The following is a 23,019-nucleotide window of genomic DNA, read 5'->3' on the forward strand; positions in this document are numbered from 1 at the left end:
CGTGACCGCGGCGAGCGCACTGCCCAGGCAGGACCATTTCGACCTCGACCCCAAGCCCGTGCCCTTCACCGTGCGCGCCTCCCAGCGGGTGCATGGTGGACTGGCCGTCGGCGCGGCCCTGGTTGCGATCGGGTTCGCCGCTTCGGCATCCACCAGTCCGACCGGCGTACTGCGATGGATCGTGGCGGCGGCGTTCGCCGTACTGGCCGTGATTTGTGCCCGGGCACTGACGGTCGGGGACATGCTGGTCGCCGACGACGTGGGCATCCGGTTGCGAATCGGCAACGAATGGGTCGGTACTCGGTGGGAAGACATCGAGGAGGTGACGGTGCTGCAACGCCGTCATCCGCTGGACGACGGCCGGATTGCCGTTCATTTGGTGGATCCCGGGCCGGTTCTGAGTGCGATGCCGAGTTCTACCCGCAAGACGACCGATGCCAACCGTCGACTGACCGGGTCCTCGCTCGCGGTACCGTTCGGGTTGACGGCTCGGCCGTCGAACGGGGAAGTGGTACAGGCGCTGCACATGCTGGCGGATGCCAGATGTCCAGTCAGGGAACAAATCTGACCTTTCCGTGACCCCGTCGCACCTGAGACGTTGAATTGCCGTTGACGTGATGTCGGCGGTCCCGCTTGTCGGCTCGACGATGTCGACGCCGCCGGCGGTTCGGGGAGTTCGGTCGGGCGATGGAGAGGACGGTGGGGACGTGAGCATCGGCAGCGAGCTCACGACGGCCCGTGAACGGGCCGACATGACGATCGAGCAGCTGAGCGCGGCGACGCGGATCAGAACCGGGCTGCTCGTCGCCATGGAGGCCGACGACTTCTCCCGCTGTGGCGGCAACTTCTACGCGCGTGGTCACATCCGCGCGATCGCCCGGGTGATCAAGGCCGACCCCGCTCCACTGATCGCGAGCTTCGACGCCGAGCAGGCCGTCGAGGAGGAGAAGTCGCGCCGCGAGGAGCGCGCCGCCGCCAAGGGCCCGAACCTGCGCCCGGCCCGTCCGCGCTGGGCCGTCGTGGTCGGCGCGATCCTGGTCATCCTGATGGGCTGGGGGGTGGTTCGCCTCTTCACACTGCCCAGCGACATCGAGGCCAACGCCTCGAAGTCCGCGACCACCACCGCGACCGTCACCACACCGGCGCCCAAGCCGACCCCCAAACCCACGGTCAAGCCGACCACCAAACCGTCGAAGAAGCCGCCGGTCCTGAAGACGGTGCTCACGCTGACGGCCAAGGGCAACGGCACCTACCTGACCGTCCGCGACAAGAAGGGCAACCGCCTCTTCCAGGGCCACCTCGGCTCCGGAATCGCCCAGTCCGTGACGAGCGCGAGCGACATCCGCATCACCGTCGGCAACCCCGCCAACCTCATCGTCACCCTCAACGGCCAACGCCGCACCACAACCTTCTACCGCTTCACCGCCCACCCCAACGGCACCCTAACCAAAAACCCCACCACCTAACCCACCCCACCAGCCACCCGCAAATCACCTGCGCGAGGCTGCAAAGACCACCTCCCCGAGGCCGCACAGATCACCTCCGGAGGCTCGCAGAAGTCACCTCCCGAGTTTGGTGCCCGACGAACTTCCACCGCCTCACCGCTCACCTCCCAGGACCCTGACCTGGAACCTCAGCGCGTGAATCACCTTCACCGGGCTAACCGACCGGCGACCTTCTGCGCTTTGACCGCCCACCCGAACAGGACCCGACCAAGACCTCAGCGTGGAAGTTCGCCCGGGCTAGCCGCGGGCGAACTTCTGCCGCTCGCCCACACACCCCACCTGGGCCTGACCAAGGACCTCAGCGTGGGGATTCACCTTCACCGGGTTAGCCGGCCGGCTAACTTGTGCTGCTTGACGGCCTGGCCCGGAAGGATGCCGTCGAAGGACCTCAGCGGGTGGATCACGGTTGTCGGGTTAGGTGGGGGGCTGGGCGGCGCGTCATACTCGGAGGGATGACTACGCCACCCACCACCGTCGCCCTGGTCACGCTGGGCTGTGCCCGCAACGATGTCGACTCCGAGGAACTGGCCGGCCGGCTCGAGGCCGGCGGGTTCAAGCTCGTCGAGGATGCCGCCGAGGCGGACACCGTGGTGGTGAACACCTGCGGATTCGTCGAGGCCGCGAAGAAGGACTCCGTCGACACACTGCTCGCCGCAGCCGACTACAAGGAATCCGGCCGCACCCAGGCCGTTGTAGCGGTGGGCTGCCTGGCCGAGCGCTACGGCAACCAACTCGCCGACGCACTCCCGGAGACCGACGCCGTCCTGAGCTTCGACGACTACGCGGACATCTCCGACCGCCTCCGCTCGATCCTCGCCGGCACCAAGCACCAACCCCACGTCCCGCGCGACCGCCGCAAACTCCTTCCCCTGGCCCCCGCCGACCGAGCCACCACCCAAGGCGTCTCCCTCCCCGGCCACGGCGACCAAACCCCCGCCCCCACACACCCCGACCACAGCGCGGGCCAGAGCGCCCCGGCTCTCAGCCGCAGCGAGCGCATCTCCGCCCACGGCGACAACAACTCAAACGCCGGCAACCCTGCGCTGACCGGAGCCGACCCCGGCGCCAGCTCAACTCGCGGCAAGTACAGCTCCGGCGACGGCATCGTTGGTGATTACATCCCGTCGCAGTTGCGGCACGTGGCCGAGGGTGCTCTCGCAGTCGACGGTGCTCTCGCGGCAGACGGATCAGGGGCAGTTGCAGGCTCGGCCGCGGCCGATGCGCCTCGGGGGTTGAAGGGTCGGTTCGTCACGGGCAAGCCGGAGGAGCTGACCATCGACGCTCCAGACCTCGCGGCCGCGCCTGCGAGTGGGCCGCGGGTCGTGCGTCGCCGGCTCGACGGTGGCCCGATGGCTCCGCTGAAGCTCGCGTCCGGTTGTGACCGCCGCTGTGCGTTCTGCGCGATCCCGATGTTCCGCGGTGCCTTCGTCTCCCGCCGCCCCGCCGAGGTGCTGCGTGAGGCCGAGTGGCTCGCCGAGAACGGCGTACGCGAACTGTTCCTCGTCTCCGAGAACTCCACCTCCTACGGCAAGGACCTTGGCGACCTGCGTCTGCTGGAAACCCTGGCCGGCGAGATCGCCGCCGTCCCCGGCATCATCCGCACCCGCATCTCCTACCTCCAGCCCGCAGAGATGCGTCCCACGCTCGTTACCGCGATGACCTCGACCCCCGGCGTCGTCCCGTACTTCGACCTCTCGTTCCAGCACGCCTCCGGTCCGCTGCTCCGCCGGATGCGCCGCTTCGGTGACGCCGAACGGTTCCTCGAGCTCATCGCCCAGGTCCGCGCCCAGGCCCCGACGGCAGGCATCCGCAGCAACGTCATCGTCGGCTTCCCCGGCGAGACCGAGGACGACGTCGACATCCTCTGCGACTTCCTGTCCCGCGCCGGCCTCGACGCGATCGGTGTCTTCGGCTACTCCGACGAGGACGGCACCGAAGCCGAGACGTACGACGCGAAACTCGACGAAGACACCATCGCCGAACGCCTCGACCGCGTCACCCGCCTCGCCGAAGATGTCACCTCCGCCCGCGCCGAATCGCGCATCGGTGAACTCCTCGAGGTGCTGATCGAATCCCTGGACACCGACGACGACGCATCTCACGTGGACGCCCGCGTCGCGGAAGGTCGCGCCGCACACCAAGGCCCCGAGGTCGACGGCTCGACGACAGTGACGGGGCTCCCCGAAGGCACCCGGGTCGGTGATCTGGTGTCGGCGAAGGTGGTCGGGAGCGACGGCGTCGACCTGATCGCCGAGTTCGCGGCACTCGTGAGCCCCCAGGGCAGCCGTCCGGCGGCTAATCTGACCGCGTGACCAACCCTCCGACGAATCCGGCCCGGAATGTTCCAGGCGCCGGGCACCTCCACGCGCCCAGCGCCTGGAACGTGCCGAACGCGCTGACCGTCCTCCGGCTCGTCCTGGTCCCGCTGTTCGTCTGGCTGCTGCTGCGCGATGCCGGCGCCGGTGACGGCAACCGACTCCTCGCCACCGCAGCATTCGTGGTCGCGATCGTGACCGACCGCTTCGACGGAGACATCGCGCGCCGCTGGAACCTGGTCACCAACTTCGGCAAGATCGCCGACCCGATCGCCGACAAGGCACTCACCGGCGCCGCCTTCATCGGCCTGTCGTATCTCGGTGAACTCCCGTGGTGGGTCACCGTGGTCGTGCTGGTCCGCGAGTGGGGTGTGACCGCCCTCCGCTTCTGGGTGATCCGGCACGGTGTGATGCCGGCCAGCCGCGGTGGCAAGCTGAAGACGGTCCTCCAAGCGATCGCGCTCGGCCTGTACCTCCTCCCGTGGCAATCGGTCGCGATCCTGCACTGGACAGCCGTCGCGATCATGGCCGCCGCCGTCATCGTCACCATCGTCACCGGCCTCGACTACGTCGGGAGAGCCGTCCGCCTCCGCGCCGCGGCCAAACGGCCGCTGCCGTAGAGGTGCGACTCTGATGGCGGACGCGGTCGACGGGGATCTCAAGGCGGTATTAGAGCGACTCGTCGCGGTTTTGAAGCAGCGTGGCGAGACGGTCGCCACTGCTGAGTCTCTGACCGGTGGAATGGTCGGAGGCGCTCTGACTGACGTGCCGGGCGTGTCGGCGGTCTACCGAGGCGGTGTGGTCGTCTACGCGACTGACCTGAAGGCCAAGCTTGCGGGCGTGCCTGAGGACCTACTGGCCGCTGTGGGGCCAGTCCATCCGGACACGGCCGCTGCACTGGCCACAGGGGTCCGAGAGCGGCTAGAGGCCACCTACGGGCTCGCAACGACCGGCGTGGCAGGCCCAGACCCCCAAGCCGGTATCCAGGCCGGCACTGTGTACGTAGCGGCGGCCGGACCGGGGTCTGTGCAGGTGCGGAAGCTACAACTGACCGGCGACCGGGCAAATGTCCGCCGGGGGAGCGTAGCGGCTGTTCTGGAACTCGGACTGGCGCTGGTGACGGAAGAACTCGACTGATCGGCGTGTTGAGACCAGCATGGGAACAGGTAGGGCAGACTGGCGCAACGCACCGAAGGTGGACATTGCGAGGAGTAGTGACCCAGCAACGGGTACCGTTGGTTCCTACGGTCGAGCTACCGTGCGTGTAGAAACGACTGGACAGGCGGAAGGGAGAAACCTCATGGTGCTGGTTCGTGGCCTGCTGGGCGACGTCCTGCGGCGTAAGCGGCTGCGCCAGGGGCGCACCCTCCGCGAGGTATCCGCCGACGCCCGCGTCAGCCTTGGATACCTGTCCGAGGTCGAGCGTGGTCAGAAGGAAGCCTCCAGTGAGCTGCTGGCGGCAATCTGCACGGCTCTGGACGTGCCGCTTTCCACGGTCTTCGCCGAAGTGAGCGAGGACCTGGCCCGTGAAGAGGCCCTTGTCCTGGCTCACCCGACGATCGAGCCCGAGGTCGTCGCCTCCGCCGCCTGACCGCCCGCACTCCGTGTAGGCCAGGTGAATCGCACCGACCGGGCATTGGTGAACGTTTGCGAGCCCGGCGTCGGCGCGATGAATGCTGGCGCGTCGTGCTGGCTGGACATATCGCGCGTGTCGCTTGTTGAGAGTGGCGAGCTGACACATCATCGAGAGCCTCCGTCCGGGGTATGGCTGGTCGTTGCCGGCTGAATCAGACCTACGCGGCTCGGCCAGATGAGCTGTAGCGCCGGAATCGGAGGATGGCCCGACTGGCGGAACAGGTAGTTCGCCGTGTAGAGATGCGTCGCCGAATCGGGGAAGCGGAGCAGCTCGGCCGGATCCGGCGGCGGGAAGAACTCGGACAGGTCGTCGCCCTCGTCGAAGACCGCCCCCTCCATCACCGCCCAGGCCAGCGGTTTGATCCCCCGATAGGACCAGTCCGCGTCCGTATCGAAGACGATGATCTCCGGATGCCTCTGCAGGCTGAGCCCGAGGGAGTACGCGAACGCCGGATTACGCCCGCCGTCGCCTTCGACGTACTGCATCGACCAGCCGTAGGTCTGGATGTTCTTCTCGATCTGCCGGATGTAGCCCTCATGGGTCACGCCGCCGCACCTGTCGCACATCGGACTCTCCTCTCACTCGAACAAATGTTCGATACGCCAGAGAAGATATCCGTGTTCCGCCCCGTGGCGGCGTTGTCCACAGGCCAGTTTCGGCGGCCGGAGAGTGAGTCAACGGCCAAGAGGTCAGTCGCCGGCGAAGAGGGGAGCCAACGGCCAACGGTGAGTCGCCGGCAAAGGCCAACAGTGGGGAGTTCAGCTCTCGGGTTGGCAGGCGGGGCACCAGTACGTGACCCGATCCCGGGGTGGCTCGCCGAGCATAGCGGTCAGGATCGTCGTACGGCACCGGCGGCAGGGCTTGCCGGGGCGCTCGAAGACCCAGGACCGCTGGCCGGGCCGGTCGACGCCGGTGCTCACCTGTGCCGCGTTGCGCAGGTTGGCCTTCATCAGCCGTCGGCTGAGGTCGACCGCCGCGGGCACGTCCACTGTGGAGACAGCCCGCCACGGATGCAGACCGAGCAGGAAGCAGACCTCGTTGCGGTAGAAGTTGCCGATCCCGGCCAGATTCCGTTGATCCAGTAATGCCTCGCTGACCGTCCGCTCCGGGTCCGCCTCGACGTTGGCGATCGCCAGGTCGCGATCGAACGACGGCGACAGCAGATCCGGCCCGAGATGGCCGACCACGGTGTCCTCGGCATCGGTCGCGATGAGATCGAGCACTGGCAGCCGATAGCCCACCGCAGTCCACGGTGCCGTCTCGAGAACGGCGCGGATCTGGTGATCAGGTCCACCGTGCCGGCGCTCGCCGGGTCGATACAGATGCCAGCTCCCGTCCATCCGGAAATGACTGTGCAGGGTCAGTCCGCCAGATATCCGCATCAGCAGATGCTTGCCGCGGGCAACAACCTCCAGCATCGTCCGGCCGCTGAGATCGGTCGTGGCCAGCGCGGGCACGCGGAAGTCCGTCCGGATCAGCTCCTGGCCGCCGAGCGCCTGGTTCAGGCGCTTGCAGGCTCTCCAGACGGTGTCTCCCTCAGGCATCGCTCGCGTCCGTCGTCAGGCTCGCAGCCGCAGGCCTCGCGGCGTCGCGTGGAAGCCGGCCTTCGCCAGCGCATCGCCGAACGCCGTGTGCCGAACCTGCTCACCATCAGCGGTCTCCACACTCAGCTTCCCGAGCTGATCGTCCCGGATCGACAAGGCAAGCGCGTCGACCGCAGGCTGCAGCAAGTCCGGATCTTCGGTGAAGCTCAGCACGGTCCGCCCACCACGCTCGACGTACACGATCAGTTGCCCGTCGACCATCACGACCAACGCACCGGCCTTCCGCCCAGGTCGGTGACCACCCGTGCTGTCGCGCTCCGGCCACGGGAGGGCAGCCCCATAAGGGTTGGCAGGATCGGACGCCGCGAGCACGACGGCGCGCACCGTCACGTCCCCCTGACGCCCCGAACCACTCCCGGGCAGCTCAGCCAAGGCCCGCAGCCGATCCACGGCACCGGGCAAGGCGAACTGCGCGGCACCCAAGCCCGCCACGAAGTATCCGCGCCGGCACCGCCCGGACTCCTCGAATGCACTCAGCACCTTGTAGACCGCCGCGAACCCGCCCGGCGTCCGCTCGGTGATCACCGAACCCCGCGTGACGATCCCGTACCGATCGAGCAGCGTCTCCGCGGCCGCATGCGCCCGCCGGGTCGTGTCGGCACTACGGGCCGGAAGCAACGACCATCGTCCACCGGCATTCGGCGGGCCGCTGCGTGATGGCATCGCCGGACGCCCCGGGCGTGACGGACGACCCGGCCGCGCGCGAGGCGTCGTACGACGAACTCGGTGACTGCCACGGCCTCCGCCTACGAGTGAGCGGACCGGCGCGAGGGTGTCATTGGTCAGATGGCCTGCCCAGACGAGATCCCAGAGCACGCCGACCAGCGTCTCGTCATCGACCACACCTGAGGTAGCCCCGACGACATCGCTCAGCTGGCGGAAGAAGAACGCGCCACCACCGGCCAAGGCGTCGAGGACGGCTTGATGGGTCTCGCCGAGCTCGAACGCCGGGTCTGGATCCGGCAACGTCAGGTCGCAGTTGTCCGCGAGGTGCAGCGAGACCCAACCATCGGTCCCCGGCAGCGAACCCGATCCGGCCCAAACCACCTCACCGGTCGCCGTCAGCTCGTCCAGCATCGACGGTTGATATCCCGGCACCCGTGCGGGCAGCACGATCGATTCCAGCGCCGACGCCGGCACCGCGCATCCGGCCAACTGCTCGACCGCACCGAGGAGCACGTCGTACCCCCGGCCGCGGCTGCTCGTGATGCCCTGCCATGCGGGCAGGAAGCGAGCGAGCGCCGACGGATCGACCGGCTCGACCTCCTTCCGCAACGCAGCCAGCGACCTGCGCCGAAGCAATCGCAAGACCTCGCTGTCGCACCACTCCAACGCGATCCCGCCTGGCAGGAACTCACCCTCGACCACGCGTCCCGCCGCGCCGAGCCGCCGCAGTGCATCCGTGACGACAGCGACGCCGATCCCGAGATTCGTCGCGAGATCGATGGCCCGGAAGGGACCGTGGGTCCGCGCGTACCGGGAAACCAGATCGCCGAGCGGGTCAGCGACGGGCTCGGCATGCGCCTCCGCGACCCCGGGCGGGAGTGGCACACCGAGTGCGTCGCGCAGCCGAGCCACGTCCTCGACGACTGCCCAACGATGCTCACCGGCGATCCGGACCCGCACGACCCGGCGAGCCGACGCCAAGGACGTCAACCACGACTCAGCATCGGACCCGTCCACACAACGCTGTGATGCCTCTGACAAGGACAGCGGGCCGACCATCCGCAGTACGTCGAACAACCCTTCGGCATCCCGCGCCCGACGATCCTCCGCGAGCCTCTGCAGCTCGGCCTCGGTCCGCAGCACGACCTCCGCGTCGAGGAGCTCGCGCAGCTCGGTCCGCCCGAGCAGCTCCGCGAGCAGACTCTGGTCCAACGACAAGGCCGCTGCGCGTTTCTCCGCGAGCGGACTGTCGCCCTCGTACATGAACGCGCCCACATACCCGAACAGCAAGGACTTCGCGAACGGCGAGGCCTCCGACGTCTCCACCTCGACCACCGAGATCCGCCGTTCGCTGATCCCGGTGAGCAGATCCTTCAACGCCGGCAGGTCGTAGACGTCCTGCAACACCTCGCGCAGGGTCTCGAGCACGATCGGGAACGAGCCGTACTTACTTGCCACGCTCAACAGTTGCGCCGATCGCTGACGCTGCTGCCACAACGGTGACCGGCGACCCGGATTCCGCCGCGGCAAGAGCAGGGCTCGCGCGGCGCACTCGCGGAATCGCGCGGCGAACAGGGCTGATCCGCCGACCTCGGTGGTCACCAGATCCTCGATGTCCGCCGGATCGAACAGCACCAGCTCCGCGCCGGGCGGCGCCTCGTCGGTCTCCGGCAACCGCAGCACGATCCCGTCATCGCCGGAAACAGATTGCGCATCCATCCCGTACCGATCGCGCAGCCGCGCGGCGATCGCCAGTGCCCACGGCCCGTGCACCTGACCGCCGTACGGCGAGTGCACGCAGACCCGCCAATCACCTAGCTCGTCGCGGAACCGCTCCACCAGGATCGTCACGTCATCAGGGACTCGGCTGGTCGCCTCGCGTTGCTCGGCGAGATACGAGACCAGGTTGTTCGCGGCGTACTCGTCGAGGCCCGCGGTCCGCGCGCGCTCGATCGCCTTGCCCGCAGGAAGCGACGCCATCTTCCGCACGAACGCGCCGGTCGCCGCGCCGAGCTCGGCCGGTCGACCGACCGCATCGCCCTTCCAGAAGGGCAAACGTCCCGGCTGTCCGGGCGCGGGGGAGACCAGGACCCGGTCGTGCGTGATGTCCTCGATCCGCCAGCTCGATGCGCCCAGCGTGAACACATCCCCGACGCGCGACTCGTACACCATCTCCTCGTCGAGCTCGCCGACCCGGTGGTTGGTCGACTCGCCGACGAGGAAGACGCCGAACAGTCCGCGGTCCGGAATCGTCCCGCCGCTCGTCACCGCCAGGCGTTGTGCTCCTGGCCGTCCGGAGATCTCGCCACTGACCCGATCGAACACGATGCGCGGTCTCAACTCGGCGAACTCGTCCGAGGGATACCGACCGGACAGCATGTCCAGGACTCCGTCGTACGCAGATCGCGGCAGGGTCGCGAACGGCGCACACCGCCGGACCAAGGCGAACAGCTCGTCGACGTCGATCGAATCCAGCGCGACGATCGACACGATCTGTTGCGCCAGGACATCGAGTGGATTGGCCGGGATGTGCAGGCTCTCGATCAGCCCGTCGCGCATCCGCTGGACGACCACGGCCGTGTCGATCAGATCGCCACGGAACTTGGGAAACAGCACGCCGCGCGACACCGCACCGACCTGGTGACCGGCGCGGCCGACGCGCTGCAGACCGCTCGCAACAGACGGCGGTGCCTCGACCTGGATGACCAGGTCGACCGCGCCCATGTCGATGCCGAGCTCGAGGCTGCTCGTCGCGACCACGCAAGGCAGCCGGCCGGACTTCAGATCAGCCTCGATCAGCGCTCGCTGCTCCTTGCTCACCGAACCGTGGTGCGCCCGCGCGATCAGCGGAGGCGCCGCCAGTGATGCGCCGGACTGAGCCATGACCTGCGCCGGTGAACCCTCGACGGCCAGCTCGAGCTCGGCGCGCTCGGCGGCAATCTCGTTCAGCCGGGCGGTGAGGCGCTCGGCCAGGCGGCGCGAGTTCGCGAAGACGATGGTCGACTTGTGCTGCTCGATCAGGTTGAAGACATGCTCCTCGACATGCGGCCAGATCGAGGCGTGCCGCGGCGGCCCCGCGGCGGATCCGGATGTCTCGATCTCCGTGCTCGCCAGCTCGGCCATGTCCTCGACCGGCACGACAACGCTCAGGTCCCACTGTTTGGTGAACTTCGGCTGCACGACAGTCACCGGCCGCTCGCCACCCAGGAAGCGCGCCACCTCCTCGACCGGCCGCACGGTCGCCGACAGGCCGATCCGCTGCGCCGGCTTCGGCAGCAGCGAGTCGAGCCGCTCGAGTGTGAGCGCCAGATGCGCACCCCGCTTGGTCCCCGCGACCGCGTGCACCTCGTCCACGATCACGGTCTCGACGCCGCGCAACGACTCTCGCCCCTGCGAGGTCAGCAACAGAAAGAGTGATTCAGGAGTAGTGATGAGTACGTCGGAAGGCCGCGTCGCGAACCTTCGGCGTTCGTTGGCAGGTGTATCGCCCGATCGCACCGCGACCTCGACGTCGATCGGCGCCTCGCCGAGTCGCCGCGCGGTCTCCCGGATCCCGATCAGCGGAGCCCGGAGGTTGCGCTCGACATCGACCGCGAGCGCCTTCAGCGGCGACACGTACAACACCCGGCAGCGCAGCTTCGGATCGTCCGGTGGCGGGACCGTGGCCAGCCGGTCGAGTGCCCAGAGGAAGGCCGCCAGCGTCTTGCCCGAACCGGTCGGGGCGACCACCAGCGCGTCCCGGCCGGCGGTGATCGCGTCCCACGCCTCGAGCTGGGCCGGGGTGGCCGCCTCGAAAACGTCGCCGAACCACGCCCGGGTCGCGGGCGAGAACCGGCTCAACGCGCTGGTCTTCTTCACGCTCTCCATCTTGCCGGGTCGCGCCGACAGTTTTCATCGACCCTTGATCGCGTACGTCGATCGCCCGCTGTGAGCAGGCGCTTTCCGTCCGATGCCGAGGTTGTCCCCGTCGTCTGGAATGATCGGCGCCATGATGAACCGCGTACGAGCAGCGCTCGTCGTCGTGGCGTGCCTGGTCGCCCTGACCGGGTGTGTCGAGGTCGACGCCGATCTCAAGATCGGGTCGAACGAGACGGTCTCGGGCAACATGAAGATCGGCGTCGACAAGCAACTGCTGCAGTCCAGTGGCGAGTCGCTCGACAAGGTCCGGAGCCAGATCGAGCAGGGGATCAAGCAGACCACCACCGACGGGGTGACCTGCAAGCCGTTCGAGGACGACAGGTTCGTCGGTTCCGACTGCAGCTTCGAGGGCGTCCCGTTCGACAAGTTGGCAGGGACAAGCGCCGGCGGTGTGACGGTCCACAAGGACGGTGACAAGTTCGTCGTAGCGGTCAAGGGCTCCAATCTCGGCAGTGCGCCGGCCGGCACCCAGCCACAGGTGAACTTCAAGATCACGATGCCGGGCAAGATCCTCGAGCACGACGACGGTGCCGCGATCAGCGGGCGGACCGCGACGTACGACAGCCTCGACAAACTGGGGAAGATTTCGTTGACGTCCGAAGCGGGCAGCAGTTTCCCGGTCTGGTTGCTCGTCCTCATCATCGTGTTGGTGCTGCTGGTGGCGGGTGGCGTCGTGTTCTACGTGCTCCGCAGTCGCAAGGCCAAGGCCCAGCAGGGATACGGGCAGTACCCGGGTCAGTATGGGCAGCCGGGGTATGGGCCGCAGCCTGGTTACGGTCCTCCGGGCGGTCAGTACCCGGGACAGCCCGGGCAGTACGGCGGACAACCCGGTCAGTACGGCGGACAGCCGGGCCAGTACCCGGGTCAGCCTGGGCAGGCGCCGTACCCGGGTGGTCCGGGTGGACAGCCGCAGTACCCTGGGCAGCCTCAGCCACAGCAGGGTCCGGACCAGTGGGGTCCGCAGGGCCAGCCGCCGCAGCAGGGGCACGGTGGCTGGGGTCCGCAGCCGGGCCAAGGTCAGGGACAGGGCCAGCAGCCTGGGCAGCCGCCGCACGGATCACCGTACGGTCAGCAGCCACCGCAGCAGGGCGGTTGGGGACAGCCACCACAAGGCGGGCCGGCGGCGCCTCAGCAGGGGCAACCGCCGCAGCAGCCGGGTGGTCAGCAGGGACAGAGCGGCCAGCAGAATCAGGGCGGGCAGCAAGGACAGGGTGGTTGGGGACAGCCTCCGAAGGACGACAACGGGTAGGCATGAGACTGACGGAGTTCTGGGACCGGATGGATCGACATCTCGGTACCGCCTATGCACGCACCTGGGCCGAGACCCAGGTCGTGCAGGGCCTGAATGGCCGCACGGTGAACGAGGCTCTGGCCGATGGCGAATACCCCAAGACCGTCTGGCGCGCCGTCTGGGCGCACCTCCAACTTCCACCCAACGAACGCTGAAGCCGGCTCAGGCGATCCAGCCGGTTCTGGTGGCCCACTCCTCGGCCGGAAGGTAGATGAGGTCGCAGACCGGATCCTTCAGATCGGTGTAGTCGCCGATGTCGAGCTTCAGGCTCGCGGCCTGCCGCTTGAAGCTGCCGTACGCCTGAGCGGTCTCGGGATGACTGCGCAGATAGTCCCGAAACAGCAATGCGTAGCGGTGGTTGGCGCGACCGGCCACCCGGATGTGCAGGTTCACCTTGCGGCGGTACATCGGCTCGACCACCAACCGCTTCACCCACTGCGAGTTGTCGGCAGGTAGCCCGGGGACCGGGTGATCTCGTCTGGGTGGGCGGACGTCCCACTCCGCGGCGACCATGCGCTCCACGACCTCGTCCAACTCGGGTTCCGTTGCGACGGTCACCTGCATATCGATGATGTCCTTGGCCGGCAGGCCCGGTACCGAGGTCGATCCGATGTGGTCGACCCGCTGCGCCGACTCACCCAGCAGGCCGCGGACCACCTGCGCGGTCTTCTCGTACTGTGCCGGCCAACTGTCGTCCGGTCGGGCGATGACGATCCCACTCATGCCGAGATCATCCCAGGACCGCGCCTCGAGACCCAGCGCTTCGTCAGACCGGCTTGATCCGGAACGCGCCGGTGGTCAGTAGGTCTGCGGCCTCGTACGCGGCTTTACGGATGGCTTTGCGCTCGTCGAAGAACCCACCGACCACGCCGATCGCCGGAAGCTTGCCGAGGAGTCGTGCGCCGATACTGCCGCGCGGCCTGTCCTCGAAGACCTCACCGAGCCCTCCGAACAGCTTGCTGATCCGCCACACCAACCGGACGCCCTTACGCAGGCCGGCCTCCTCGGACTCGTCTCCGAACCCCAACTGTTGCGCGACATCCTGGCCGGCCGCGGTCGGGTCGTCGTACTTGAGTACGTCGTCCGGCGTGATCGGACGGTCGGTGAGTACCCGTGCGATGACCGCCGTACGGTCGGCATGCGCTTCTACGCCGTACTCGCGGCACACGGCGCCGATCACCATCGCCTGGACGGTCGCGCCGAGGGTGTCCTTGATCGGCAGCCGGTCGGCCGCCGCACCGCTGATGCGGGGGAGACCCGCGACGACGGCGGCGAATCCGCCGAGGCGTTCGACCCACCAGTCGCAGCGCTTGGCCAGCGGTAGCGTCGGCCACTCGGTGTGCCCAGGCACCTTCATCTGCAGCACCCGGTCGATCGCCAGGATCAGGCCCTTCTCGGCGAGGTTGGGTTGCTCCTGTGCGGAGTACTCGGTCAAGATGCTGCGGATACCGAACGGGTCCTGGGTGCGCAGTGCGTCGAGTACGGCGTCGAGGCCGAACTCGACCCGGCTGAGGGCGAGGACGACGGCGGAGTCGGGGACGTCGGGACGCTCTGTCACGCCCGTCAGCGTAGGTAGTCGGCGGTCCAGGACGGCTGACGGGGCAGGTTCGGCGTGTCACTTGCGATTCGAACACGTGTTCGGGATAGTTTGGCTCCTGAAGGTGCGCCGCACGGCGGAGTTGTCCACAGATTCGAAGTGGCTGCGAAAACTGTCCGACGTGATGGATACCTTCTCTGGCGACACGAGAAGTCCTCCGGGCGGCTGGGACAGCGGCCCCGATTATGAGATGGGTCAGGTGGCAGTCACATGGCTGGTGCAGCGGCGAGTACGGCGAGTACGGCGAGTGCTGAGCGCGCGGCGAGTGATCGCGAGAAGGCGCTGGCGACCGCGCTGACGCAGATCGAGCGGCAGTGCGGCAAGGGTGCGGTGATGCGCCTGGGCGAGCAGGGCAAGGCGCCGGTCGAGGTCATCCCGACCGGGTCGATCGCGCTCGACATCGCGCTCGGGATCGGCGGGTACCCCCGCGGCCGCGTGGTGGAGATCTACGGTCCGGAATCCTCCGGTAAGACCACGGTCACCCTGCATGCGATCGCGAACGCCCAGCGCGCGGGTGGCATCGCCGCCTTCATCGACGCCGAGCACGCCCTCGACCCGGAGTACGCGCGGAACCTGGGCGTCGACACCGACGCGCTGCTGGTCTCGCAGCCGGACTCCGGTGAGCAGGCGCTGGAGATCGCCGACATGCTGATCCGCTCCGGCGCGGTCGACATCGTCGTGATCGACTCGGTGGCCGCGCTGGTGCCGCGCGCCGAGATCGAGGGCGAGATGGGTGACAGCCACGTCGGTCTGCAGGCCCGGCTGATGAGCCAGGCGCTGCGGAAGATGACCGGTGCGGTCAGCGGGACGAACACGACCGTGATCTTCATCAACCAGCTGCGCGAGAAGATCGGCGTGATGTTCGGCTCCCCGGAGACCACGACCGGTGGTAAGGCGCTGAAGTTCTACGCGTCGGTGCGGCTGGACGTCCGCCGGATCGAGTCGCTGAAGGACGGCACCGACGTGGTCGGCAACCGGACCCGCATCAAGGTCGTGAAGAACAAGGTGGCCCCGCCGTTCAAGCAGGCCGAGTTCGACATCATCTACGGCCAGGGCATCAGCCGCGAGGGCAGCCTGCTCGACCTCGGTGTGGAGCAGGGCTTCGTCCGTAAGGCCGGCGCCTGGTTCACCTACGAGAGCGACCAGCTCGGTCAGGGCCGGGAGAACGCGCGGAACTTCCTGCGCGACAACCCTGATCTGGCCAACGAGCTGGAGAAGAAGATCCAGGAGAAGATGGGCATCGGCGCGACCCTCGACCAGCCGGCTGCCGATGCAGCCAAGGCCAAGGCCGAGGTCGACGTCGACTTCTGATCGACTCCCCGTGAGCTCCGATCGACCCTCCGCGGACGGCAGCGTCCCCCGGCCACCGGCCGACGACGCTGCCCCCGCGGCACTCTCCCTACCCCACGCCGACCGCCTCGCCCTGGCCCGAAAACTCCTCGCCCAGGGCATGGCCGAGTCCGCGTCCACACCTCCCACACAACGTAAACCCAAAGCCACCGCGCCCGCCCCCACGCCGGAAGCTGATGCAACGCGCGGCCGTGGACCTCGCACGTCTGACAACCGCCGTACTCGCGGTGCCGACACGGCAACCGACAACAGCCGTGACCACGGTCGCGGCGTTGGCGACGCTGCCAACAGCAGCAGTGCTCGTGATGCTGGAGTTGGCGTTGCAGCTGACAACCGCCGTGGCCACGGTCGCGGTGATGGTGCTGCGGCTGATGACGGCGATGCTCGTGGAGTTGGTGCTGCAGGTGACAGCGGGCGTGCTCGTGATGGTGGAGTTGGCGCTGAGTGGGGTGGTGATGGCGGCTCTGAGCGTGGGAGTCGTCGTACTCGTGGGCGGAGTTCGAGTGCGAGGTCTGCTGACCCTTGGGGTGATGCGGACGACGCCCTGCCTGATGATGCGGCGGCGTCACGTCCGCGGGCGGGCAGAATCCGGCGAACTGCCGGTGCGGAGGATCCGTGGGGTGATCTGGCCGAGTCATCGACGACGCGATCCGCGTCTGCCGCACGTACCGCCGAGCGTCTCGCGCAAGCACAAGCGTTCGCCGAGGACTCACCTGAACCGACCACACCCCAACTAGTTGATCCCTGGGGAGACGCGGCCGCCGCACCGGCCGACAATCCGTCAGACAGGAGGGCGGCCGAAGGACATCGGGCTGACGTCCGCCCAACCGTAGACGAGCGGGCAGACGCGCCTACCGGGGTGTCTCCCAGTTCGGATGAACGGGCGGGCGCACGCCAGGCAGACGAGCACGCGGACGCGGATGCGTCGCACTCGGCAGCCCGCCAGGCAGCTGCGGGTGAACAGGTCGGAGCGCCGGCTGGGTCACGTTCGGTGGTGCGTCGGTCCGCGCATGAGCAGGCGGGCGCGCCGACTGCGTCGGATCCGGCGGTGGGTCGGGCGGCGGATAGGCAGGCGGGTGGTTCGGTTGCGTCCGAGCCGGCGGTTGGGCGGGCGGCGGTGCGTCGTGGGCAGGCGGGTGCGTCGGGAGATGAAGGCTTGGGGGATCAGGCCGTTGGGGCTGGGGGGCCGGGGCGGTCTGCTGACGGTGTTACGCGGCGGGGTGGGAGTGGCAGCGCTGGTCGGGGTGGGAGTGCCGCGTCGGGTGGGAGTGGGAGTGCTGGGCGGAGTGGGAGTGCTGGGCGGGGTGGGGTTCGGCGGCGGGGGTTTGGGGATGGGGGGCGGGGACGGCGGGATACGCCGGAGGAGGTGGGGGATCCGGCGGCGGTGGCTCGGACGATTTTGTTGGACAAGTTGAGTGGGCAGCCTCGGACGCGGGCTGAGTTGGCGGATCTGCTGGCTGAGCGGGAGATTCCCGACGAGGTGGCCGATGAGGTGCTCGACCGGTTTACCGAGGTCGGGCTGATTGACGATGCGGCGTTCGCCAACGCATGGGTTGAGTCGCGGCATCGCGGGCGAGGGTTGGGTAAGCGCGCTCTGGCTCAGGAGCTTCGGCGTCGTGGGGTGGACGACGAGCTGGCGCGGGATGCGTTGGACGAGTTGGATCCTGAGCAGGAAGAAGACACGGCCCGCGCGCTTGTCCGCCGCAAACTGAAGTCGATGCGGTCACTCGATCGTCAGGTCGCCATGCGCCGGCTGCTCGGCATGCTCGCGCGCAAGGGGTATCCCGGCGGTCTGGCCATGACGATCATCAAACAAGAACTGGACACCAACCACGAGGAGTTCCCCCTCCTCGACCCCTCAGGCATCGAACCCGACTAACTCGCGACCTCCGGGATGTTGGATAGGTGACGGCCTCGCAGCCCCAGCCGGCTGAGCGAGCTGTCGGATCACGTGGCTGGCGGGTTATTCGGTGTCTGGGGGTGTGCCGGGTGGCTCGTGAGCCCGGAGTGTGTCGAGACTGGCCGATCAGTTTCGACGTTAGCTCTGACAGGCGGTTGCGGCGATCGGCACGTTGGGATGGGGACCTTGGAGACATGGAGATGAGTGAGGTACAGGAGCGGATTCAGCGCCATATCGATGCACTGGTCGCTGCCGGTACCGAGACCGGCGTGCAGGTTGCGGTGTATCGAGAAGGCGCGCTGATTGTCGACGCCGTTGCCGGCATGGCCGACGCGGCGACCGGGCGAGCGCTTACGTCTCGGACACCGATCTTCAGTTTCTCGACGGGCAAGAACGTGGCGGCCACGCTTGCGCATGTGCTCGTCGCGAAGGGACTTCTCGACTACGACCGACTGGTGACGGACCTCTGGCCCGAGTTCGGTGTCAGCGGCAAGGGGACGGCCACATTGCGGCACGTGCTGACCCACACGGTGGGTCTGCCGGCGATGCCGCGTGAAATTACCCCGAGTGAAATTCCCGACTGGGCAAGGGTTTGTAAGTCACTGGCCGGCGCAGCGCCGCGCTGGCGGCCGGGCGCTGCCACGGGGTATCACTCCTACACGTTTGGCTTCCTGGTCGGCGAGCTGGCCCGCCGGGCGACCGGACAATCCATGAGCGAACTGTTGCGCGAGTGGATCACGACGCCGCTCGATATCGAAGGCGAACTTTACTTCGCCGCTCCACGGGAGTCGCTGCCGGAGTTGGCACGCCTCGAGCAACAAGCCAGCGACTGGTCCGCCGACGCGGACGCGGACGATGATGCGATTCTCGCTCCGTGGGAAAGGCAGCCGAGTGCCGATTTCGGGAACGCGGAGCAGATCCTGCGTGCCGACATACCCTCGGTGGGAATTGCTACGGCCCACGGGCTGGCGGCGATGTACAACGCCGTACTGCGGGGTGATCTCTTCGACTCGGAGCGGTTGGCAGAGCTGTCCGGGCTTGCGTTCGAGGGTACGGACCAGGTCTTCGGCAACCCGGCACGGATGGCATTGGGCTTCCCGATCGGCAGGATCGGCGCACCGGCCGAGGAACATTCCGTGGCGTTCGGCTGGCCGGGCGGCGGCGGGAGCTATGCCTACGCGGACCCCGCCCGCGGAATCGCCTTCGCACTCACGAAGAACCGGCTCGTCCCGACGTTCGACACCGTGCTGTCGGTCAGCGCGCTGCTCGCCGACTCTCTCGCCGAGACCCGCTGAGCCTCACCGCGAGCACCCTGGCCAGATTCGCAACGATCGGAGGAACAACATGCCGACTGGTAGCCCGACCGCGCTCAACCTCACCCTCACGTTTTCTTCGCCAGGCGCCACGCCGACACCGTGGGAAGCGACGGACTGGGCTCTGCGCAGGATCCGGAAATTCCAGCTGTGCACCGTACGTCGAGACGGTCGCCCCCATGTGACACCGGTGGTCGCGATCTGGGCATCCGGCGCAATGTGGTTCACCACCGGAGCCGACGAGCAGAAGGCCAAGAACCTCGACGCCAATCAGAGTTGCGCGCTGACAGCTGGAACAGGCACCCTGACCGGCACCGACTACACCATCGAAGGTACTGCGAGTGCAGTCGTCGATCAGGAGACCAGAGAGGCTGCAGCGACCGCGTTCGAAGACACCTATGGCTGGGAATTCACCGGCGAGGACGGGACCTGGAATCAACTGGGGCAGGCCATTCGCACCGGAGGCGCCCGGCTGTACCGTGTCCAGCCCGACAAGGTGTTTGCCTTTGTCATCGGGAACGAGTCGTCCCAGACCCGCTACCGGTGGGCCTGAGCTCGGCAGGCGCGTGGTTGACGGCGCCGAGGTGGCTTTTCGGCGTGGGGGCGCGGATTTCCTGGATGCTTGCCGGGTCAGGGCGTTCTGGCGGGGTCTGCATCGTTGGTAAGGGCTGTCGGCAACGGGATTAGGGGAGGCTTGGCTTGTTCATCTGGGGGGAAGGTTGTGCTTGGAAACTCGTTCAGCGGCGTTGGGGTGCGGGGCGGGTGGAGGACACCTTCGAGGCGGAATGTCGGTGGTCGGAATCACCGCCTACCCTCCCGAGAGGTTCCGCCCGATGTCCGACTTTTCCCGCCGCCGCTTCCTTGGTGGCGCTGCCGCGTCCGCCAGCCTCGGCGCTGCCGCTGCCCTCATGCCCGCGAGTGTGCAGAAGGCGCTCGCGACCCCGCCGCCGCGGCCGGCCCGGCTGCACGACATCAAGCATGTCGTGATGCTGATGCAGGAGAACCGTAGCTTCGACCACTACTTCGGGACCTTGTCCGGAGTGGCCGGCTTCGACGACCCGCAGGTGATCAAGCTGTCCACCGGCCGCAACGTGTTCCATCAGCCCGATGTCGAGAATCCGGACGGCTACCTGCTGCCGTTCCACCTCGACACCCACTCGACCAACTCGCAGGCGATCCCGTCCACCAGCCACGCGTACTCGGTGCAGCACCAGGCGTGGAACGGCGGCAAGATGGACGCCTGGTTGCCGGCCCACCGCGCGGCCGACAAGGCCAACGGGCCGTACGTCATGGGCTACTACACCCGCGACGACATCCCGTTCCAGTACGCGCTCGCCGACGCCTTCACGATCTGCGACCAGTACTTCTGCTCGGTCCAAGGCCCGACCTGGCCGAACCGGCTGTACTGGCAGACCGGCACCGTCGATCCGGGCGGAACACTCGGCGGCCCGATCACCTCGAACTCGCTGCCGAACGGCGCCTACCGGTGGACGACGTACGCCGAACGCCTCGAGGCGGCCGGCGTCAGCTGGAAGGTGTACCAGGACTCGGTCGGTCTGGGCAGCTACAACATGCTGCCGCACTTCAAGCAGTTCCAGGATGCCGCTCCCGGGACTCCGCTGTACGACAAAGGTATGAAGGTGTCGTCGCTCGGACAGTTCGAGTACGACGCTCTGCACGACCAACTGCCCGCAGTGTCCTGGCTGATGACGGCAGGCGGTGTGTCCGAGCACCCGAAGGAGATGCCGGCCGCCGGAGCGGACTTCGTTGCCTCGAAGATCGGTGCGATCGCGGCCAACCCGGATGTGTGGAAGAAGACCGTCTTCATCCTGAACTACGACGAGAACGACGGACTGTTCGACCACGTCGTTCCGCCGACCGCCCCGGCGGGGACGCCGGACGAGTACGCGCTCGATCTGCCGATCGGCGGCGGGTTCCGGGTGCCGTGCATCATCGTGTCGCCGTGGACGGCCGGTGGTTGGGTGAGCAGCCAGAAGTTCGACCACACGTCGGTGGTGCAGTTCCTGGAGAAGCTGACCGGCGTTCGCGAGACCAACATCAGCCAGTGGCGTCGCCGGACCTTCGGTGACCTCACGTCCGTCTTCCGTCAGAACCACACGGCCAAGCCGCCGCTCCTCCCGGAGACCGGTTCCCGGCTGAACCTGGCGACCTACGAGACCGCGCAGTTCCCGGCGCCGACGTTCCCGGGTGCCGCTCAGGTTGTACCGCACCAGGAGCGCGGCACCCGCCACCGCCTCTGACAGACGGGTAGCAAGTGACCAGGCGATCGCCCCATCGCCTGGTCACGGCACGCTCTCCGCGGAGTAGCGTGCTGGGGCATGGCGACCCTGGAGGACGTGGAGCGGCTCGTCGCGGCCCTCCCCGAGACCGTTGAGGCGACGCGGTGGGGCAGTCGGACCTGGATGGTCGGCGGCAAGGCGTATGCGTGGGAGCGTCCGTTCAGCAAGGCCGATCTGAAGCGTTTCGGTGCCGAGACTCCGCCGGACGAGCCGATCCTGGCCATCCGGGTAGAAGATCTCGCCGAGAAGGAAGCGGTCCTGGCCGAGCGGGCGAACGACGGCTTCTTCACGATCGCGCATTTCGACAACTATGCCGCCGTACTGCTCGAGCTGGAGCGGGTGCCGGTCGACGTTTTGCGTGAGGCGTTGCTGGACGGCTGGCTGGTCTTCGCACCGCCGAAACTGGCCGAATCCCACCTCGTCGCGACGGAGAGTGACCGGACTCGGAGGGGTGCGCGCGGCGAGGGGCGTTGACGGGTGAGTCGTGACGGTGTGTTATCCGAAGTAGGGCCGGTGTTGTGACCGGTCCGTAGGCTGGGCATTTCCGTCGATCCGCCCCTGACACCGCGGAGGGTGCACATGAACGATTTCCAGGAACAGGCGAAGAACTGGCTCCGGAATGTCGTCAAGCAGAACCCGGACAAGATCAAGGCCGGCGTGGAGAAAGCCGGCGACCTGATCGACAAGCAGACCGGGGGGAAGTACGCGGAGAAGGTCGACAGCGTCCAGCAGAAGGTCGGCAACTTCGTGGACTCCCAAACCTCCGAGACCCCGGACGGCCAAACCCCAGAGCCGCAAACCTCGGAGGCACCGACCCCCGGGGCAGAGCCCGAGTCGGCGGCCGGTACGGCGTCCGCCCCGTCCGATGGTCCAAGTGAGGCCGAGTCGGCCGGCGCGACCACGCCGACCGGAGACGGAGCCGTGGTCGGCGGCGAAGCCCCCGACCCGTCGTCCAGCCCGGCGAACTCGGCCGGCTCCGGCACCGAAGGCGCCGCCACGGGCAGCACCGCCACCGGCAGCACTGCAAGCCAAACCGAAGCCGGCACCGGCAGCGCCGAGACCGGCAGCACGACAGGCCAAACCGAAGCCGGCACCGGCAGCGCCGAGACCGGCAGCACGACAGGCCAAACCGAACCCGCCACCGGCAGCGCCGAGACCGGCAGCACTGCTGGCCGAACCGAAGCCGACGCCGAGTCGGACGGCGGATTGCCAGGCCCGCGTCCGTAGTCTGCAGCTCACTGCCCGTCAGCGTCGCCCTGGGCTGTTGCCTGCCCGGGGCGATGTCTTTGTGGAGTAGACCACTCGACGCGCTGGTCACGATGTCCAAGAGCGGCGGGGTGTGGACGAGTGTCCGTCTTGACCGGGTGGTAGGGCGCGCCTAGCCTCGGGATCAAAGGGATCTCTCCACCTGACGGTGGCGGACATAGCACCGGCGGGCCGGTAGTTTCCGGCCACCGGCCGGAAAGAAGACACGAAACCAACGCTCGACCGAGCTGAAGGCAGGACGACGGCGGCTCGTAGCGTCGTCGGATAGGCGGCATCGCGACGGATGGATCCGGCGGTGGCGGCGATCGTGCGCAGCGTTCGTGGGTGCTGCATACCCAGGACGAAGCACGATCGGTCC

20 protein-coding genes and 2 pseudogenes are annotated in these 23,019 nt (G+C 67.8%); 17 read left to right on the forward strand and 5 right to left on the reverse strand.

The features are described 5' to 3' along the window. Window position 1 precedes the first annotated feature (1 nt). From ACWF4Z_RS11325 to ACWF4Z_RS11355, 7 genes and pseudogenes are all read left to right on the forward strand, one after another. A complete protein-coding gene (locus tag ACWF4Z_RS11325; RefSeq protein ID WP_452242869.1) occupies window positions 2-568 on the forward strand; it encodes a hypothetical protein in 567 nt (188 codons plus the stop codon). Window positions 569-707: 139 nt separating this feature from the next. Continuing rightward, window positions 708-1,466: a RodZ domain-containing protein gene (locus ACWF4Z_RS11330; RefSeq protein WP_452242870.1), complete on the forward strand. Its 759-nt coding sequence runs from the start codon at window positions 708-710 to the stop codon at window positions 1,464-1,466. Between the two features lie 491 nt (window positions 1,467-1,957). Further along, window positions 1,958-2,503 (forward strand): annotated as a pseudogene (locus ACWF4Z_RS11335) (MiaB/RimO family radical SAM methylthiotransferase); the annotation flags it as partial. A gap of 381 nt (window positions 2,504-2,884) precedes the next feature. After that, window positions 2,885-3,817 (forward strand): annotated as a pseudogene (locus ACWF4Z_RS11340) (radical SAM protein); the annotation flags it as partial. Beyond that, the gene (gene pgsA, locus ACWF4Z_RS11345; protein WP_452242871.1) at window positions 3,814-4,440 is read left to right on the forward strand and encodes a CDP-diacylglycerol--glycerol-3-phosphate 3-phosphatidyltransferase; all 627 of its coding nucleotides are present in this window, start codon (window positions 3,814-3,816) and stop codon (window positions 4,438-4,440) included. The pseudogene ACWF4Z_RS11340 and the gene pgsA, both read left to right, overlap by 4 nt. Window positions 4,441-4,453: 13 nt before the next feature. Beyond that, on the forward strand, window positions 4,454-4,957 hold the full coding sequence (locus tag ACWF4Z_RS11350) for a CinA family protein (protein ID WP_452242872.1): 504 nt from the start codon (window positions 4,454-4,456) through the stop codon (window positions 4,955-4,957). A gap of 163 nt (window positions 4,958-5,120) precedes the next feature. After that, the gene (locus tag ACWF4Z_RS11355) at window positions 5,121-5,411 is read left to right on the forward strand and encodes a helix-turn-helix domain-containing protein (protein ID WP_137254617.1); all 291 of its coding nucleotides are present in this window, start codon (window positions 5,121-5,123) and stop codon (window positions 5,409-5,411) included. Window positions 5,412-5,560: 149 nt separating this feature from the next. On the opposite strand, the gene ACWF4Z_RS11360 is transcribed toward ACWF4Z_RS11355, so the two are convergent. The 3 genes from ACWF4Z_RS11360 to ACWF4Z_RS11370 all read right to left on the reverse strand — a co-directional run bounded on the left by ACWF4Z_RS11360 (window position 5,561) and on the right by ACWF4Z_RS11370 (window position 11,593). Then, window positions 5,561-6,022 (reverse strand): DUF4262 domain-containing protein, encoded by a 462-nt coding sequence (locus ACWF4Z_RS11360; protein WP_452242873.1) that lies wholly within the window; start codon window positions 6,020-6,022, stop codon window positions 5,561-5,563. Window positions 6,023-6,214: 192 nt separating this feature from the next. Further along, the gene (locus tag ACWF4Z_RS11365; protein ID WP_452242874.1) at window positions 6,215-7,000 is read right to left on the reverse strand and encodes a DNA-formamidopyrimidine glycosylase family protein; all 786 of its coding nucleotides are present in this window, start codon (window positions 6,998-7,000) and stop codon (window positions 6,215-6,217) included. Between the two features lie 15 nt (window positions 7,001-7,015). Continuing rightward, window positions 7,016-11,593, reverse strand: a complete 4,578-nt coding sequence (locus ACWF4Z_RS11370) for an ATP-dependent helicase (RefSeq protein ID WP_452242875.1) — start codon at window positions 11,591-11,593, stop codon at window positions 7,016-7,018. 121 nt (window positions 11,594-11,714) lie between these two features. Here ACWF4Z_RS11370 and ACWF4Z_RS11375 point away from each other — a divergent pair, with 121 nt between their 5' ends. Together ACWF4Z_RS11375 and ACWF4Z_RS11380 are read left to right on the forward strand one after the other, a co-directional pair. Beyond that, window positions 11,715-12,893, forward strand: coding sequence for an LppM family (lipo)protein (locus ACWF4Z_RS11375; protein ID WP_452242876.1), 1,179 nt, complete (start codon window positions 11,715-11,717; stop codon window positions 12,891-12,893). A 2-nt stretch (window positions 12,894-12,895) separates the two neighbouring features. Further along, complete coding sequence (locus ACWF4Z_RS11380; RefSeq protein WP_452242877.1) at window positions 12,896-13,090, forward strand: DUF3046 domain-containing protein; 195 nt, start codon at window positions 12,896-12,898, stop codon at window positions 13,088-13,090. Window positions 13,091-13,097: 7 nt separating this feature from the next. Here the strand turns inward: ACWF4Z_RS11380 and ACWF4Z_RS11385 are convergent, their stop codons facing one another. Continuing rightward, complete coding sequence (locus tag ACWF4Z_RS11385) at window positions 13,098-13,658, reverse strand: GrpB family protein (protein WP_452242878.1); 561 nt, start codon at window positions 13,656-13,658, stop codon at window positions 13,098-13,100. A 43-nt stretch (window positions 13,659-13,701) separates the two neighbouring features. Beyond that, window positions 13,702-14,493 carry a hypothetical protein gene (locus ACWF4Z_RS11390; protein ID WP_452242879.1) on the reverse strand — a complete coding sequence of 264 codons (792 nt, stop codon included), beginning with the start codon at window positions 14,491-14,493 and terminating at the stop codon, window positions 13,702-13,704. 249 nt (window positions 14,494-14,742) lie between these two features. On the opposite strand from ACWF4Z_RS11390, the gene recA reads away from it, so the two are divergent. The 8 genes from recA to ACWF4Z_RS11430 all read left to right on the forward strand — a co-directional run bounded on the left by recA (window position 14,743) and on the right by ACWF4Z_RS11430 (window position 22,622). After that, window positions 14,743-15,843 carry a recombinase RecA gene (gene recA / locus ACWF4Z_RS11395; RefSeq protein ID WP_452242880.1) on the forward strand — a complete coding sequence of 367 codons (1,101 nt, stop codon included), beginning with the start codon at window positions 14,743-14,745 and terminating at the stop codon, window positions 15,841-15,843. A 230-nt stretch (window positions 15,844-16,073) separates the two neighbouring features. Next, entirely contained in the window at window positions 16,074-16,619 is a 546-nt protein-coding gene (locus ACWF4Z_RS11400; protein WP_452242881.1) for a hypothetical protein, read from the forward strand. A 647-nt stretch (window positions 16,620-17,266) separates the two neighbouring features. After that, window positions 17,267-17,761 carry a regulatory protein RecX gene (locus ACWF4Z_RS11405; protein ID WP_452242882.1) on the forward strand — a complete coding sequence of 165 codons (495 nt, stop codon included), beginning with the start codon at window positions 17,267-17,269 and terminating at the stop codon, window positions 17,759-17,761. A gap of 215 nt (window positions 17,762-17,976) precedes the next feature. Further along, entirely contained in the window at window positions 17,977-19,077 is a 1,101-nt protein-coding gene (locus ACWF4Z_RS11410) for a serine hydrolase domain-containing protein (protein ID WP_452242883.1), read from the forward strand. A 49-nt stretch (window positions 19,078-19,126) separates the two neighbouring features. Further along, window positions 19,127-19,648 carry a pyridoxamine 5'-phosphate oxidase family protein gene (locus tag ACWF4Z_RS11415; RefSeq protein ID WP_452242884.1) on the forward strand — a complete coding sequence of 174 codons (522 nt, stop codon included), beginning with the start codon at window positions 19,127-19,129 and terminating at the stop codon, window positions 19,646-19,648. 280 nt (window positions 19,649-19,928) lie between these two features. Continuing rightward, complete coding sequence (locus ACWF4Z_RS11420; protein ID WP_452242885.1) at window positions 19,929-21,356, forward strand: alkaline phosphatase family protein; 1,428 nt, start codon at window positions 19,929-19,931, stop codon at window positions 21,354-21,356. 78 nt (window positions 21,357-21,434) lie between these two features. Next, the gene (locus ACWF4Z_RS11425) at window positions 21,435-21,869 is read left to right on the forward strand and encodes an MmcQ/YjbR family DNA-binding protein (protein ID WP_452242886.1); all 435 of its coding nucleotides are present in this window, start codon (window positions 21,435-21,437) and stop codon (window positions 21,867-21,869) included. Window positions 21,870-21,974: 105 nt separating this feature from the next. After that, window positions 21,975-22,622 carry an Rv0909 family putative TA system antitoxin gene (locus ACWF4Z_RS11430; RefSeq protein WP_452242887.1) on the forward strand — a complete coding sequence of 216 codons (648 nt, stop codon included), beginning with the start codon at window positions 21,975-21,977 and terminating at the stop codon, window positions 22,620-22,622. Window positions 22,623-23,019: the final 397 nt, after the last annotated feature.

This window comes from Kribbella sp. NPDC055071 (assembly GCF_053608045.1).

Excerpts from the sequence above, each read along its gene's own strand:
- ACWF4Z_RS11420 (WP_452242885.1), top strand. The coding sequence starts at position 19,929 with ATGTCCGACTTTTCCCGCCGCCGCTTCCTTGGTGGCGCTGCCGCGTCC.
- ACWF4Z_RS11355 (WP_137254617.1), top strand. The coding sequence starts at position 5,121 with ATGGTGCTGGTTCGTGGCCTGCTGGGCGACGTCCTGCGGCGTAAGCGG.
- ACWF4Z_RS11365 (WP_452242874.1), bottom strand. The coding sequence starts at position 7,000 with ATGCCTGAGGGAGACACCGTCTGGAGAGCCTGCAAGCGCCTGAACCAG.
- ACWF4Z_RS11430 (WP_452242887.1), top strand. The coding sequence starts at position 21,975 with ATGAACGATTTCCAGGAACAGGCGAAGAACTGGCTCCGGAATGTCGTC.
- ACWF4Z_RS11350 (WP_452242872.1), top strand. The coding sequence starts at position 4,454 with ATGGCGGACGCGGTCGACGGGGATCTCAAGGCGGTATTAGAGCGACTC.
- ACWF4Z_RS11385 (WP_452242878.1), bottom strand. The coding sequence starts at position 13,658 with ATGAGTGGGATCGTCATCGCCCGACCGGACGACAGTTGGCCGGCACAG.
- ACWF4Z_RS11370 (WP_452242875.1), bottom strand. The coding sequence starts at position 11,593 with ATGGAGAGCGTGAAGAAGACCAGCGCGTTGAGCCGGTTCTCGCCCGCG.
- recA (WP_452242880.1), top strand. The coding sequence starts at position 14,743 with ATGGCTGGTGCAGCGGCGAGTACGGCGAGTACGGCGAGTGCTGAGCGC.
- ACWF4Z_RS11410 (WP_452242883.1), top strand. The coding sequence starts at position 17,977 with ATGGAGATGAGTGAGGTACAGGAGCGGATTCAGCGCCATATCGATGCA.
- ACWF4Z_RS11415 (WP_452242884.1), top strand. The coding sequence starts at position 19,127 with ATGCCGACTGGTAGCCCGACCGCGCTCAACCTCACCCTCACGTTTTCT.
- ACWF4Z_RS11360 (WP_452242873.1), bottom strand. The coding sequence starts at position 6,022 with ATGTGCGACAGGTGCGGCGGCGTGACCCATGAGGGCTACATCCGGCAG.
- ACWF4Z_RS11375 (WP_452242876.1), top strand. The coding sequence starts at position 11,715 with ATGATGAACCGCGTACGAGCAGCGCTCGTCGTCGTGGCGTGCCTGGTC.
- ACWF4Z_RS11425 (WP_452242886.1), top strand. The coding sequence starts at position 21,435 with ATGGCGACCCTGGAGGACGTGGAGCGGCTCGTCGCGGCCCTCCCCGAG.
- ACWF4Z_RS11380 (WP_452242877.1), top strand. The coding sequence starts at position 12,896 with ATGAGACTGACGGAGTTCTGGGACCGGATGGATCGACATCTCGGTACC.